This is a genomic window from Thalassospira xianhensis MCCC 1A02616 (assembly GCF_003326475.1).
Lineage (GTDB): Bacteria > Pseudomonadota > Alphaproteobacteria > Rhodospirillales > Thalassospiraceae > Thalassospira > Thalassospira xianhensis.
Genome location: NZ_JPWA01000010.1, coordinates 129,930 through 144,738 on the forward strand (window position 1 = coordinate 129,930; position 14,809 = coordinate 144,738).

The window sequence follows — 14,809 nt, forward strand, 5'->3', positions numbered from 1 at the left end:
TGATCCATTGCGAGGGGACAGCATATGCGCCTTAAGACCTTCAGCGCCCCGACCATGACCGAGGCGATGGCACTGGTCAAAGAGCATATGGGATCGGATGCCATTATCGTATCGACCCAGGATATCCCGGGCACGGGCGTGCGGCTGACCGCGGCCCTTGATCGTGATCCGGATCTGGATTTCGATATCGCGGATCAAGGCCCTCCGGGTCATCAGGAACTGTTTGATCACGCACAAGAGGCCCTTCTCCGTCATAATCTGCCCGAACGGCTGCGTTTGCGGCTTTGTGATCTTATGGTCCGCGAAAGCGGTGCCACTACCGCACAGCAATTACTGGCATCGGCACTGGACGAGATTTTTGATTTTTCGCCGTTGCCGGAAAAAAACACGCCGCGTGCCTTGGCCTTTGTCGGCCCGCCCGGTTGCGGCAAAACGCTGGCGGTTGCCAAAACTGCTGCCCGTGCGGTGATGAAAAAGCGAAAAGTCGCGGTTCTGACCACCGATTACAAACGCGCAGGCGGTGTGGCCCAGCTTGAGGCATTCACCCGTATCCTGAATATCAATCTGTCGCTGGTCAAAACACCCGAAGAATTCAAAGCCCAGTTTGCCCGTATGCGGGATGCCGACATGGTTCTGGTCGATACGGCAAGCTGCAATCCCTATGTCGATGCCGACATAAAGGCTTTGGGCGATTTCATGACAGCCGTTCCCAGCGAACCCGTATTGGTCAATCCCGCAGGGATCGACGCCGATGAATGTGCCGATATCGCTAGTGCCTTTGCAGATTGCGGTGTTTCGCGCATGGTGATTTCCAGACTGGATGTTGCATCGCGCCTTGGTGGCGCGCTATACGGTGCGGATTCAGGAAATCTTTCCCTTTGCAATGTCAGTATGACCGCTCAGGTTGCAGACGGACTGACCGCAATCAGCCCCGTCGCTCTGGCTAAACTTCTGATACCGTCCCATCGCGCCGAGAACGCGAAACCGAGTTTCTCCGAGGTCGTGAAATGACTGCCAAGTCTGATGAAGTATCCAAAACTGCTCCGCGTGCCAAAGGCCGCAACGTCCTTGCCATCGCATCGGGCAAGGGGGGCGTGGGCAAGACCTGGTTTGCCATTACCCTGACCCATTCGCTGGTGCGCGAAGGCAAAAAGGCTCTTTTGTTTGACGGTGACCTTGGCCTTGCCAACATTGATATACAGCTTGGCCTTATGCCCAAACATGATCTGGGCGGCGTGATTTCCGGCCGGATCGGCCTGCGTGAAGCTGTAACGCCGTTCCCCGATGGCGGCTTTGATATCATTGCGGGGCGCAGCGGATCGGGCAGCCTTGCCAATCTGCCGGTCACCCGCCTTCAGGCCTTGTCCGACGATCTGATTCTGACTGGCAAAAGCTACGACAAGGTGCTGATTGATCTCGGCGCAGGCGTTGATCAGGGCGTGCGCCAGATGACCAGTCTTGCCAATACGGTCATTGTCATCACCAACGGTGACCCAACCTCGCTGACCGATGCCTATGCCTTTATCAAGGTTACCCATATGGCCCGCCCCAAAACCGATATCCGCGTGGTGGTGAACATGGCCAAGGACCGCAAGGAAGGAGAGGCGATCTATAACAAGCTTCTCAAAGCCTGCGAAGGTTTCCTGAAGATCAGTCCGCCGCTTTTGGGCGTTGTACGTGCTGATCCGCGTGTTTCCGAATGCATTCGTTCGCAAACCCCGCTTCTGATGCGTCATCCTAATTGCGATGCCGCCCAAGACATGGAAGCGATCACGCAAAAACTGCTGGAGGGCTGATGCCATGACGTTCCCGCCTCAGGCCATAACACCCGGTACCGCAGTAGGTGGTCAGGGTGGTTCGGCTGCTGGTGGGACAGGCACACAACCGGCACAGGTCAGTGCCGCGCAACAGGTCGCCAATGCCATTGCCAAACTGCCGGTCGAAAGCCTGCTTCAGGCGTCGGTACAATCACGTTCGGGCAATGAGTTGACCCTTCTGACCAGCCTGGGTCAGGTGAATATAAAGCTGCCGACACCACTTCCGGCCAATCTTGGTGACTTCCTGTGGGTTCGTATCATGCCCCAGGCGCAGACGCAGCAGGGGAGCGATCCGGCAGCAGCCCTTCGTCTTCAGGTTTTGCCGCAAACACTGACACCGGGGGCAACCGGAACTGGCAGCGGCTTACCAACTGCGGGCATCAACAGCAATCCGCTGATCCCCGGTCAAACCTTTGGCGCCATCACAACAAGCAGCCTGACCCTGCCCAATGGCAGCCAGTTGCCTGCCGGAAGCCAGACACAGGTTATCTTTGTCGGACAAGGTGCCGTCAGCGCCGGAAAAGCCGCCCAGATTGCAAACATGACTTCAGCAGGCACAGCCCCGACAGTCACGACCGGTGGTACTTTGACAAGCCCTTCGACAGCAGGTCTTGCCGGTCAGACTGTTTCGAGCGGTGCAGCCCCGGCTGGAAACGTTACACCACTGGTTCTGACGGGCACTGTTCTGCCGCCCGATAGCGCCGAAGCCCGCATGTTGCCGAACGGCTTTACTGCCCTTCGCACATCTGCCGGTGTCGTCGGAATCAGATTGCCGGTTCCAGCGCCCGTTGGGGCGACCCTTTCATTCAGTATTGATGCCAGCACCACGACCGGACGCAGCACTCAAATCCCGCAAATGACCGAAGCGGAATTGATCGCGCGCGGCCAGAATGCTGCCTTGTCGCGTGACTGGGGCAGTTTGCAGCAAGCGGTTACCGCATTGGCACAACACGACCCCGGCGCAGCAGCAAGCCTGTTAAACAGCATCCCGCAGGCCGGACCGAAACTGACCACCACCATGATGTTCTTTTTCGCGGCCATGACCGGCCCAGGGGGAACAGCACGCGGCTGGTTGGGGGATCGCGCCAGCAACAGCCTGTCATCGATTGACGGGAACGGCGACGATATCCTTAAAAAACTCGAAGGCGATTTCAGCAGATTGCGGGGCATGGCCGCCGACGAACGCCCGGATGGCTGGCGTGTGATGCCGATGCCGTTTCAGATGGGGGAACGGATCGAACAGGTGCGCCTTGCGTGGCGGCATGGCGACGGTGAAAACGAAAAGGGTGAAAAGGAAGAACCCGGTACGCGCTTCCTGCTTGATCTCTCTTTTAGTGAGGTGGGCCACACCCAGCTTGACGGTCTGGTCAAAGGCGAAGACGGCAAGTTCGATTTGATCGTGCGCACTGAAAATCCGCTGCAATCGGATAATCGTGACGACATCCGCGGTATATTCCGCGAGGCATTGCAGATTTCCGGCTATAAGGGCCACCTGATTTTTCAGGATGGTAGCCGCTTCGTCGAAATCGCCCCACCGGCCAACGAACCCAAGCCGGGTTCCCATCACGGGATCGAAGCATAAGCTTTTCGACTATGCCGGGATATGTCCTTGAAATGAAGCCTTTTCGTTCCTGCCGGGCAGGAGTAATCTTGAATATTCATCTGAATAATCACAGGTCGCGCCGATGCTGGAAATATTTGAACGTCGAAACCTGTTGCTGACCGAACATAATCCGGGTGCGCAGCTTGACTATGTCGTGACGTTACAAAGCGAGCTGACCGGATGCGAAACCGTTTTTCCCGCACGCATGACGCTGCGTTATGTCCCAGACCGGCTGATCCTTAGACCGGATTGTCTGGCGGCATACTTTGCCGAAATCGCCCGTATACCGTTCGATAATTTCGAAACGGCCGCCGTGCTTCTGATGGAAGATTTCAACAATGAGATCATCCCGCGCTGGATCAATTTGCGCCTTGATAAACAAAAGGCCGACAATGCCAGTGTCCAGCACCACGAAGCCGCACTCGAAGACCGCCAGCCGAAATGGCATAATCCGCGCCTGCTCGACCGGCTGGAGCGCTACTGATCAGCGGAAAGGTGTTCCGTGCACCCATTGGGTCAGGGAATAACGCAAACCGGCGGTGGTCGGTGCCACGCGGTGCAAAACGAAACTCGGGAAAAAGATCGCGGTACCGCGTTCCATCGGCGCGTCAAAAACATGCCCGGCCGGGTTCAGTTGCAACAAGCCGCCTTCATACTGATCAGGTTCGGAAAGCTGGATGACCATGGTCAGTTTGCGACGACGTGCAATATCGGACGCTCCAACGTCACTGTGCCAGTCATAATGTCCGCGCTGATCCCCGGCATAGCAGGCGATCTGTGCGTCTTCGGCAAATTCCGACAGAGAAAAATCAAACACATTGCGGTTGACGTCCGCGACCATGTCGATAATGCGCCGCATCACGACCGGTTGCTGCGTTTCGTTGAACCAGGTGATCTGTGAACGGCGGATATGACTTGCTGATTGTCCCTGAACAAGGCCGCCGTCATCAAGCTCGGTCGAAAATCCGTCAATCAACCGTTCGCAGGTTGCGGTATCAAGCGCATCCGGAACGATTGCATACATTTCTTCTGGAAACATTCACGACATTCTCCGATGCCGCATGGGCCTTTTGATTTTGTATCTCGGACCCAAGACAATTCTTTGCGGTGGGTTTCTCTTAGGACCAAACGTCCGGATTGACCAGCGTGAAAATCATGCAGAAACCGCCTGCATGCTATACCGGATTCACGATCCTGCCACCCGCCGCAGCCCCGTCATCAGGATCATGGGTGACCATAAGGGTCGGCAGACCACGCAAACGTGCCTGATCAAAAACAAAGGTTCGGATCTGGTCGCGTAATTCGGTATCGAGCTTTGAAAAAGGTTCATCAAGCAAAAGCGCATTGGGTTCGGACAGCAGCACCCGCATCAGGGCAACACGTGCCCGTTGCCCACCGGATAACGTCGCAGGATCACGGTCGGCAAAGCCATCAAGCCCCGCACTTTCAAGTGCTTCATCAATCCGTTTCTGCCGTTCGTCGCGCCCGCGGATGGTCGATGGCAGGGCAAATGCCAGATTGCCGCCAACCGATAAATGAGGAAACAACAGGTCATCCTGAAACAGAATACCGACATGTCGATCCTGTGGTGCCAAACCGTCCAGCGACGTTCCGTTCAACACGACCTGCCCACCAACCTCAAACCCGGCGGCATTGCCCGATGGCAAGGTTCCACAAATATGCGCAAGCAGGCTGGATTTCCCCGAACCGCTTGGCCCCATCAGGGTTACGATCTCGCCCGGCTTGATCTCGATATCAATATCAACCAGCACCCGCCCGTTCAGACGAATGGAAACCCGGCGCAATTCAAGGCCGCTGGCTGTGGTGTTATCGGGGCTGAGGTTTCTGCTCATTTGCCCACTATATCCTGTTATGGTCGGCCATGCCGCGCCGGTGACGGAACACAACAGCCGGGATCAGAAGCGCCAGGGCAAAACCGGCAAAAGGCAGGATCATTTGCAAAAGCCCGTAAATCCCGATCATCCTCCGGTCTCCGCCCGATGCCAGTGCCACCGCCTCGGTCGTTACCGTGGCAAACCGCCCCGCCCCGATCAAAAGGGTTGGCAGATACTGCCCGACACTGACTGCAAGGCCGACAGCAAAAGCCGTCAGAACTGCACGGGTCAGCAAGGGCAACCGCACCCCCCAGAACACCCGTGCCGGTGATGCACCAAGGCAAAGGGCCGTTTGCCCATATCGCGGATCAAGGGCGCGAAACGGATCGGCAAGTGACAGAAAAACATAGGGCAACACAAAGATTAAGTGAACGATCACGACAGAAATCAACGTACGTTCAAGGCCGATGCCAGTGAAAAACACCTGAAGCCCAAACATGAAGCTGATTTGCGGCATCAAAAGCGGTAGGTAAATCAAGAACATCACCCCCTGTCCCGGTATTTGAAACCGGCGGGTTTCGTTTTCAAGACATCCAAGAACAAGTGCAATTGCGACCATCACCGACAAGACTGCAATTACAAGTGTCGTCCCCAGTATCGCACCCAGCATGTCATATTCCCGCATCCAGAGATGCAGACTGAAACTGCGCGGCAGGAATTCCGGAAACGACCAGTATCCGGCGAAGCTCCAGACCAGAAGACTTGCTAATCCAAGAAACACGACGGTAGCAGTCAGGACCGCCGCACCGGCAGAAAAACTGCGAATGGCTCCATCCCCTTGGGCGCGCATACCGCCCTCCGCCCAGATACGCCCCCAAAATCCTGCCAGCGTTTCACCGGCCCGCCAAATGGCCATCGCCACCAGCACGAGGATCAATTGCAACATGGCCCCGGCAGAGGCCAGAAAACGATGCGAAAGGTCCGGGTCGGACAACCAGCCCAGAATACGCACTGCCAGCGGTGCCGGTGTCGTCGGGCCAAGGATCATTGCGACATCAACAACCGAGGTCGAATAAGCCAGCACCGCCAGTACCGGCAAACGGATTTGCGGATAGATCCGGGGGAATACGGCTTTCAGCCAGCCGACCACACGACCATAGCCGAACGTAAGTGCCACCTGACGGGTCCGGTCTGCATCTGCCTGCGGCAAGGCGGCAAGCGTCATCAACAACAGAAACGGAATTTCCTTGGCAACCAGCCCGGCAATCAGGGCAATTCCCATCGGATCATGCAAGGTCACGATATCAGGCGGCCGATCCCACCCGGCAAACAGTGCCACCGCCCGGACAATCCAGCCGCTTGGTGCAATCAGAAATGCCAAACCAAAAGCCGCAGCAGCATGTGGCACGGACAAGATTGGTGACAATAACCGCTGCATCACCACAAAAACCTTCGTTCCCTGCCACGCCGCACAGAACAGCATGACCAGTGAAAGCGAGATCAGGGTGGCAACCAGTCCGTTCACAAGCGATAGCCGCACAGAAATCGCCAATCCCGGCTGAAGGAGCAAATCACGCCACGGATCAATCGATATTCCGTCACCACCAAGCGCCGGAAGATACCCGAATGCGGGCAGCATCGTCCCGATCAGCCCGGCGCAAACCGGACCAATCATCAGAATAAGGGTAAAAGCCGGAAAAAACCGCAGCATAGAGTCTATTGGACCACGCCGTAACGTTTCTGCCATTCGGTTTCAACCAGTTCCATCCAGCTTGGATGCGGTTCTGGCAAAACCGTTCCGCGTTCAGAAGGCGACAGCGATGCAATACCGAGGTCCAGACCGGCAAAGGCCTTCTGCATGTCTTCTGGCAGTTTATCCATCGCCAGTACCGTATCGGCCCCCCAATATCGCGGATCCTGTTTGCGCAACTGGGCTTCGGGCGACATCAGAAAATCGGCAAGCACAACCGCCCCGGCCTTGGCCGATGCGTTATAGGGAATGGCAACAAAGTTAGTATTGCCAAGCGTGCCGTTATCAAACACATAGGATCGAACCGTATCGGGCAGTTCCATAGCTTCGATCGCAGATGATACCTCACCGGAACTGAACGAGAACGCGATATCGATCTCATTATCGGCCATCATGGTGCGCAATGACGCGCCGTTTTGCGGGTAAGCTTGGCCGTTGCGCCACAATAAAGGCTGCAAATCTTCAAGATATCCCCAAAGTGGTGCCAATACCTTTTCGGCATCCGTCTGATTTGCAGGCTGTTGCAGAACTTTGGGGTCGTCAACCAGCTCGGTCAGGATTTGTTTCAGGAAAGTCGATCCCATATAGTTTGGCGGCTGAGGATAGGTAAAGCGCCCCGGATGTTTGACCAACCATTCCAGAAGTTCCTGTGCTGATTTGGGCACATTATCAAGGCGCGCGGTGTCGTAATAGAAACTGACCTGCGCCATGCCCCAAGGTGCTTCAAGGCCCATGGTCGGTACCGTGAAATCGTTGATGACGGTTGGCTTGCCTTCGACATCGACATAGGCAAAATTCGGCGTCTGTTCCGCCCATGGACCGAACAGAAGGTCATTGCGCTTCATGGCGGCGAAGTTTTCACCATTCAGCCAGATCATATCGACCGCCCCGCCGTCATCGACGCCAGCCGTCTTTTCCGAAAGCACCTTTGCCACCGCATCGGCCGTATCGGAAAGTTTTACCTGTACGACATTTACCCCATAACGTTCCTGCACCTGCGCACCGGCCCATGCGATGTAATCATTGATACGCGGCTCCCCCCCCCAGGCATGCCAGTAAACCGTTTGACCACGCGCCTGATCCAGAACCGATTGCCAATTGCCGATATCGGGCGCCGGGTCGGCCTTGGCAGGGATGGCAACCGTTGCTGTTGCAAGACCGGCGACAATGCTCAGACCGGCAAGAAAAACGCGCATCTTGGAAATCCTTGTTACTGGATGGGGCACAAATAACAGCCGATTGAAACAATCGGGCGCCATCCGCGTTACCTGTTTGTTTTTGTTGCCATCATTTTTCCAATCTTGGCAGACTAAAATCAATTCACGCTTGCGTTAGATGGCTGGTGATTACACCTTATCGGTGCTGCCGGTATCGCGGTCAGAAACACAGAAACGGGAACAGGTCATGTTTGAATGGATCACGGATCCGCATATGTGGATGGGGCTTGCCACCCTGACCGCACTCGAAATCGTGCTGGGTATCGACAATATTGTTTTCCTGTCGGTGATCGTATCCAAACTCCCGCAAAATCAGCAGAAATCGGCACGTCGTATCGGCCTGATCGGGGCGATGGGCATGCGGCTTGTACTTCTGGCCTGTATCGCGTGGGTGATGGAACTGACTGCCCCGATGTTTTCCGCCTTCGGGCAGGAGGTCAGTGGACGGGATCTTATTCTGATTGTCGGCGGGTTGTTCCTGATCGCCAAGGCGTCCAAGGAAATTCATCACACAATCGACGAACCCGAAGAACACGGGCCCGGCAAGATCATGTCGGGCTTTGCGATGACCATCGCCCAGATCATGCTGCTTGATCTCATCTTCTCGCTCGACAGTGTGATTACCGCCGTTGGACTGGTCGATCATATATCGATCATGATGATCGCGGTTGTTCTGTCGGTTCTCGTCATGCTGGCTGCGGCCAAAACCATTGGCGATTTTGTTGAGAAACACCCATCGGTCAAAATGCTGGCACTGGCCTTCCTGATCCTGGTCGGATTTGTCCTGCTGCTGGACGGTGTCGAAATCCATGTCCCCAAAGGTTACATCTATTTCGCCATGGCATTCAGCCTTGGGGTCGAAACGCTGAACCTGATCAATCAAAAGCGTAAACGCAAAGCCAAAGAGCTCGGAGCCATCAAATGAAACAGGTCGCACCTCCTTCGTGCCTGCAAAATGCATTCGACAAACATGGTCTTGACCATATCAAGGTGCTGGAATTTCCCGATGGCACCAGATCAGCTGCGGATGCCGCATCGGCAATCGGCTGCGATGTCAGTGATATCGGAAAATCACTGGTGTTCATGACCGAACGCCACAAACCAATCCTGATCATCATGAACGGTGCCGATCAGGTCGATGAAAAACGCGTTGCCGGCCTGATCGGCGGCCTTTCGATCCGCAAGGCGACGGCGGACGATGTCCGCACCTCGACCGGCTATGCCATTGGCGGCGTACCGCCCTTTGGCCATGTCGGACCGGTCGAAACCCTGATTGATGAAAAATTGCTTTCGAAAAAAACGATCTGGCTGGCGGCAGGAACACCCAAAACGGTCTTTGCCATGACTCCGGACGAACTCCGCCGGGTAACCGGCGTTGAAACAGGTGTTTCGATCTCGGCCTGACCCAACTTAAATCAGGCCATCATCACGGGTGGCGGAACGTGCCCCGATTTCGTCAAGTTCCGCCTGTTCCTTGCGGTCTTCTTCCACACGCTCCGCCTCAACGCGGTTGCGTTCGGCAATTTCAGCGGTCTTCACGGCCTTGAAAGCGTCGGCAACCTCGTCACGGAACGCGTCAATTTTGGCCTCCTGATCGGATATCCGTTTGACCAGTGCCGCGCGCTCGGCAATGACCGCACTGGCAAAAGAACCATAGGCGAAACCGGCAAGTTCGGGATTTTCGGCCGCAACCCTCTGCTCTTCGATGACCGCTTTTTCCAGAGCATCCTTTTCCGTCAGAAGATTATTCAGCACACCCTGCATCTCGCCAAGTTCGCGGCGTTTGTCATCCAGCGCCCATTTGCGCATCCGGATCAGGGTTTTGAAATCCTTGGCCATCGCTGTCAGTTACCCGAAGTATCGCTGGCACGGCATTTCAGCATGATCATGATCTCATTGCTGATCACGCCGAAGCGCACGTTTCGCTGCATTCAGATCATTCCCCGCATTTGTGGCGGTTGAACGGCTGTTAACCTGGGACCGAAGACGATTGCGTTCCATGACGGTTGCGCCTTGCGGATTGGCTGCCGGTTGACCTGCTCCATCAGGGGCTTCCTGCTGGGTAGGTGCCAGATCAAGACGGCGTGCGAGTTCGGCATATCCGTCGGCCAGACGGGTGCATTCGGTTTTGCGCTGCTTCAGGAATTCCTCAATCAGCGGGAAGTAATGTATTGCTTCGTCCACCTTCGGGTCCGTCCCCAGACGATAGGCCCCCAGACGGATAAGTTCGGCCATGTCCTCGTATGTCGCCAGCAACTGGCGGGCACGCGACACGATCTGGTTTTCGTGCTCGTTATTGCAGCCGGGCATGGTACGCGACACACTGCGCAAAATATTGATGGCCGGATATCGTCCCTGCTCGGCAATTGCGCGATCCAGCACAACGTGCCCGTCAAGAATACCGCGCACTGCATCGGAAATCGGCTCGTTATGATCATCGCCATCGACCAGTACAGTAAAGAGGCCAGTGACCGATCCCTGCCCCGGCCCGCCCGGCCCGGCACGTTCCAAAAGACGCGGCAATTCGGCAAATACCGTCGGGGTATAGCCCTTTGACGCGGGCGGCTCACCTACCGAAAGGCTGATTTCACGCTGGGCCATGGCAAAACGGGTTACAGAATCCATCATGCACAGGACATCGCGCCCGGTATCGCGGAAAAACTCCGACAGTGCCATCGTCATATAGGCTGCCTGACGACGCATCAGCGGCGGTTCGTCCGATGTGGCAACGACGACGACGGAACGGCGCAGACCTTCTTCGCCCAGATCGTCTTCGATGAATTCGCGAGCCTCGCGGCCTCGTTCGCCAATCAGACCGACGACCGATACATCGGATGTTGTGTGGCGGGTCATCATCGACAGCAAGCTGGATTTACCCACACCCGACCCGGCAAAAATACCCATGCGCTGCCCCCGGCAACAGGTCAGGAAGGTGTTCATCGCGCGCACACCCAGATCGATCTTTCCAGCAACACGCTGGCGCGAATGGGCGGATGGCGGTGCATTGCGGATCGGATAGGGCGTTGGACCTTCGGTCAGAGGACCCTTGCCGTCAACCGGTTGCCCGAACGCGTTGACCACACGCCCAAGCCAGCTTTCATCGGGATAGACCTGTGGCTGGGTGTCGGCCAGTTCAACCTCGCAACCAATACCGATGCCGTCAAGCATCCCGAACGGCATCAAAAGAGCGCGTTCATTGCGGAAACCGACAACCTCGCAAATGACGGCCTCGCCATCCCGGCGTTTGACCTTGCAACGATCCCCAACCGATAGTGCGCCTTCGACCCCACCAATCTCGACCAGCAGCCCCAAAACAGCCGTAACCCGCCCGACAATCCTGTAATCGGGAATGCGGCGAAGTTCGGCGATGATGTTTCGGCCAATCTGAAACACGTTTGCACTTTTCTGTCTGACGGGTGTCGATACGTGATGCGATCCGGAATTTTATCGTCACCACTCTGTCAAAGGGTGGCAAATTCGTCCGCGTCGCACCAGATATAAGTGTCATAAACGGTATTAAAAACCCGTATATGCCAAATTGGCATTAAAAATCCGGTATCGGCATGCATGGTCGTTAACGGTGCAAACCGTTGGGAAACTTCACATTCCGGAACCGAGCCGCCTTTATCGGTGAAAAAAAGTTAACAAGATGCGACTCGCCTGCTTGCCACGAGTCGCAAAGCAACGTATCGTTAACGGAATGGAATAAAATTTCCACACGGCAATCGTTGGGGCGCTTGTCGGAATAAGCCGGATCAACACGGAATTTTTGCGGAACACGGTAACGGAGCGGAACATGCGGGTGCTGCTTGTCGAAGACGACAATGCCACTGCTGACAGCATCGAGTTGATGTTGAAATCAGAAGGCATGGTTGTCGATACCACGGATCTTGGGGAGGATGGCCTCGAGATCGGTAAACTTTATGATTACGATATTATTCTTCTGGATCTCATGCTGCCGGATATCGACGGTTATGAAGTTCTCAGACGCTTGCGCGACGCACGCGTTGAAACCCCGGTGCTTATCCTGTCGGGGTTGACAGAAACCGAAGACAAGGTCAAAGGACTTGGTTTCGGTGCGGATGACTATCTGACCAAGCCGTTTGACAAGGTCGAATTGCTGGCACGCATTCAGGCGATCGTTCGCCGATCGCGCGGCCATGCCCAATCGATGATTGCCACTGGCAGGCTCAATGTGAACCTCGATGCACGCACCGTTGATGTTGACGGGTCACCGCTACATCTGACCGGCAAGGAATATGGCATCCTTGAATTACTGTCGCTGCGCAAGGGCACGACATTGACCAAGGAAATGTTCCTGAACCATCTCTATGGCGGGATGGACGAACCGGAACTCAAGATCATCGACGTTTTCGTGTGCAAACTGCGCAAGAAAATCCAGTCGGCCACCAAGGGCGACAACTACATCCATACGGTTTGGGGCCGGGGCTATGTCCTGCGCGACCCGGACGTCAACAGCAGCGCAGCCGCCTGATCGCAACGCATCTGCCGTCGCGTTCCGCTGTGCCCAAAGTCAAAAACGCCCCGATGCTTCATCGGGGCGTTTTGCTTTGTACTTTATGGCTTACCGAGAAGTACCGGTTTTCTATTTCTTGTCTTCGGGTTTACCTAAACGCGAACGATCAAACGTGGTCGACGGGCGCGTTGTACCGGTTCCCGTGCTGCCTGTTCCGCTGGATGGTCGTGCAGGCGGCGTGCTTCCTGTCGAACCGGTCGTTCCCAATGGACGACGATACGTTAATCCCGCTGTACCGTCAGAACCGGTGCCGCCGGTTCCGGTAGCAGATGGGCGCGAATATGTGCTGCCTGCGGTACCGGTTGTTCCTGTTGTCAACGGTCGGGCAGCTGTTCCGGTTGAACCGGTGCCTGTGGTGGTTGTCGGGCGCGCGCCGGTTCCGGTCGAAAGTCCCGGACGCGGCGGCGTTGTGGTTCCGGCACCTGTGCTGGCCGTGGTGCCACCCGCTGCATTCTGCATATGTTTCGGTTTCGGGAAGGCAAAGCCACCCGTCGCTGCACCGGCACTCGCCGCAGCAGGACCAGCTGCCTGAATTTTTTCCAGCGCAGAAACGTCCACATCCGGTGCCCCCGGACGGTTCAGCTGATAAATGCCGCGCTGGCGTGCCAGCGGTTTGAATTTGTCGGAAATGCCCAGAACCGTTTCCGCCCCGCCAAGGAACAGGAAACCGTCATCGGGCATCAATGCCGAAATGCGGGACAGCACATCGGTCTTGGTCGGTTGATCGAAATAAATCAGCACGTTGCGGCAATAGACGATGTCAAACTGCCCCAGTGGACGGAAATCATCGAGCAGGTTGAATTCCTTGTATTGAACCTTGGACCGAATTTCCTGCGAGATTTGCCACTGGTCCTCCTTCTTCTGGAAATACTTGACCAGAAGCTGGATCGGGAGGCCCCTTTGGACTTCGAACTGGGAATAAAGACCGGCACGAGCCTTGGTCAGGATTTCGCGCGAAATATCTGTCCCGATAATTTCAACCCGCCAGCCTGAAAGCTGTGTTTTGAATTCATCAAGGATCATTGCCAATGAATAGGGTTCCTGCCCCGAGGACGCCGCCGCACACCAAATCCGCAGATGGCGTTTGGAAGCACGTTCCTTGATCATGTGCGGCAGAACGACATGGCGGAACTGGTCAAACGGCTTGGTATCGCGGAAGAAGAAGCTTTCGTTGGTCGTCATCGCATCGACGACTTCCTCGACAAGCACACGGTCACCACCGCGCAACGCCGCGATCAGTTCGGTCAGGTCCTTGAGCCCGCGCTTGCGCGCAATCGGCATCAGCCGGCTTTCGAGCAGATACGTCTTGTCCTGGCTCAGAACGAGCCCGGATTTTGACTTTATCAGTCTGCTAACGAAATCGAAGTCCTCCGGCCTCATCATCTCGGCTTAACGACCCCCTGCAAATTTTTTGATATAGGCCGCGATGCCACCCACGGGGAGAACCGCTGAACAAATGCCTGCATGCGCTGCGGCACCTGGCATTCCCCACACAACGCTTGTCTGTTCGTCCTGTGCAACAACCATCCCCCCGGCACCCACAACAGTACGCCCACCCAACATACCATCCTGTCCCATACCTGTAAGGATAGCCGTCAGTATATTACCACCATAGCTTTCAACAAGGCTGCGTAGCATCGGGTCAACCGACGGACGACAGAAATTTTCGGGCGGGTTCTGGTTCAGAACAATTTTCCTGCTGTTACCACGGCCCTCTACCACCATGTGGTAATCCCCGGGGGCAAGGTAAACCTGCCCACCCTGAATTGGCATGCCCGTCTGACCTTCCTGGCATTTAAGCCCCGTCAGACGCGTAATGTGTTCCGCAAGGATTGTGGTAAAGGTCGCAGGCATATGCTGGGTGATGAAAATCGGTTGCCGCACACCAGCAAGCCCGCGTAGCACTTCAAACAAAGCCTGCGGACCACCGGTCGAACTGCCGATCGCAATCACTTCGACATTGATGCGTTTTTCCGGAAGAAGACTGATCTGCCCCGTTGTCATCGCGCGTCGTGCTGGCGCAGGTGCGGCGGCACCGGCAGGCGCCTTG

The 14,809-nt window shown here is 55.9% G+C and carries 14 protein-coding genes and 1 pseudogene; 7 read left to right on the top strand and 8 right to left on the bottom strand.

Translation table 11 applies throughout. The features are described from left to right. Positions 1–24: 24 nt before the first annotated feature. From TH5_RS10495 to TH5_RS10510, 4 genes are all read left to right on the top strand, one after another. A complete protein-coding gene (locus TH5_RS10495; RefSeq protein WP_114121817.1) occupies positions 25–1,011 on the top strand; it encodes a flagellar biosynthesis protein FlhF in 987 nt (328 codons plus the stop codon). Further along, positions 1,008–1,796: a MinD/ParA family protein gene (locus TH5_RS10500; protein ID WP_114121818.1), complete on the top strand. Its 789-nt coding sequence runs from the start codon at positions 1,008–1,010 to the stop codon at positions 1,794–1,796. Before TH5_RS10495 ends, TH5_RS10500 begins: the two co-directional genes overlap by 4 nt. A gap of 4 nt (positions 1,797–1,800) precedes the next feature. Next, positions 1,801–3,399 (top strand): hypothetical protein, encoded by a 1,599-nt coding sequence (locus TH5_RS10505; protein ID WP_114121819.1) that lies wholly within the window; start codon positions 1,801–1,803, stop codon positions 3,397–3,399. Positions 3,400–3,502: 103 nt separating this feature from the next. Beyond that, complete coding sequence (locus tag TH5_RS10510) at positions 3,503–3,904, top strand: hypothetical protein (RefSeq protein ID WP_062952913.1); 402 nt, start codon at positions 3,503–3,505, stop codon at positions 3,902–3,904. Here TH5_RS10510 and TH5_RS10515 read toward each other — a convergent pair whose 3' ends face one another. The 4 genes from TH5_RS10515 to TH5_RS10530 all read right to left on the bottom strand — a co-directional run bounded on the left by TH5_RS10515 (position 3,905) and on the right by TH5_RS10530 (position 8,201). Continuing rightward, positions 3,905–4,459, bottom strand: a complete 555-nt coding sequence (locus tag TH5_RS10515; RefSeq protein WP_114121820.1) for a prolyl hydroxylase family protein — start codon at positions 4,457–4,459, stop codon at positions 3,905–3,907. A gap of 136 nt (positions 4,460–4,595) precedes the next feature. After that, on the bottom strand, positions 4,596–5,273 hold the full coding sequence (locus TH5_RS10520) for an ATP-binding cassette domain-containing protein (RefSeq protein WP_114121821.1): 678 nt from the start codon (positions 5,271–5,273) through the stop codon (positions 4,596–4,598). 7 nt (positions 5,274–5,280) lie between these two features. Beyond that, positions 5,281–7,002, bottom strand: coding sequence for an ABC transporter permease (locus tag TH5_RS10525; protein ID WP_244204875.1), 1,722 nt, complete (start codon positions 7,000–7,002; stop codon positions 5,281–5,283). Continuing rightward, on the bottom strand, positions 6,972–8,201 hold the full coding sequence (locus tag TH5_RS10530; protein WP_114121823.1) for an ABC transporter substrate-binding protein: 1,230 nt from the start codon (positions 8,199–8,201) through the stop codon (positions 6,972–6,974). Before TH5_RS10530 ends, TH5_RS10525 begins: the two co-directional genes overlap by 31 nt. 208 nt (positions 8,202–8,409) lie before the next feature. Between TH5_RS10530 and TH5_RS10535 the strand changes: the two genes are divergently transcribed. Together TH5_RS10535 and TH5_RS10540 are read left to right on the top strand one after the other, a co-directional pair. Further along, the gene (locus TH5_RS10535; RefSeq protein WP_114121843.1) at positions 8,410–9,147 is read left to right on the top strand and encodes a TerC family protein; all 738 of its coding nucleotides are present in this window, start codon (positions 8,410–8,412) and stop codon (positions 9,145–9,147) included. Continuing rightward, positions 9,144–9,626 (top strand): YbaK/EbsC family protein, encoded by a 483-nt coding sequence (locus TH5_RS10540; protein ID WP_114121824.1) that lies wholly within the window; start codon positions 9,144–9,146, stop codon positions 9,624–9,626. The genes TH5_RS10535 and TH5_RS10540 overlap by 4 nt, the downstream gene beginning before the upstream one ends. Positions 9,627–9,632: 6 nt before the next feature. Here the strand turns inward: TH5_RS10540 and TH5_RS10545 are convergent, their stop codons facing one another. Both TH5_RS10545 and fliI read right to left on the bottom strand, forming a co-directional pair. Beyond that, positions 9,633–10,061 carry a flagellar FliJ family protein gene (locus TH5_RS10545; RefSeq protein ID WP_114121825.1) on the bottom strand — a complete coding sequence of 143 codons (429 nt, stop codon included), beginning with the start codon at positions 10,059–10,061 and terminating at the stop codon, positions 9,633–9,635. Between the two features lie 54 nt (positions 10,062–10,115). Further along, positions 10,116–11,615 carry a flagellar protein export ATPase FliI gene (gene fliI, locus TH5_RS10550; RefSeq protein ID WP_114121826.1) on the bottom strand — a complete coding sequence of 500 codons (1,500 nt, stop codon included), beginning with the start codon at positions 11,613–11,615 and terminating at the stop codon, positions 10,116–10,118. 403 nt (positions 11,616–12,018) lie between these two features. Between fliI and ctrA the strand changes: the two genes are divergently transcribed. Then, a complete protein-coding gene (gene ctrA, locus TH5_RS10555) occupies positions 12,019–12,717 on the top strand; it encodes a response regulator transcription factor CtrA (protein WP_007091320.1) in 699 nt (232 codons plus the stop codon). Between the two features lie 612 nt (positions 12,718–13,329). Here the strand turns inward: ctrA and TH5_RS26150 are convergent. Both TH5_RS26150 and TH5_RS10565 read right to left on the bottom strand, forming a co-directional pair. After that, positions 13,330–14,139, bottom strand: a pseudogene (locus TH5_RS26150) (CheR family methyltransferase); the annotation flags it as partial. 9 nt (positions 14,140–14,148) lie between these two features. Continuing rightward, positions 14,149–14,809: chemotaxis protein CheB (locus TH5_RS10565; protein ID WP_279627758.1), on the bottom strand; the 661-nt coding region annotated here is incomplete at its 5' end.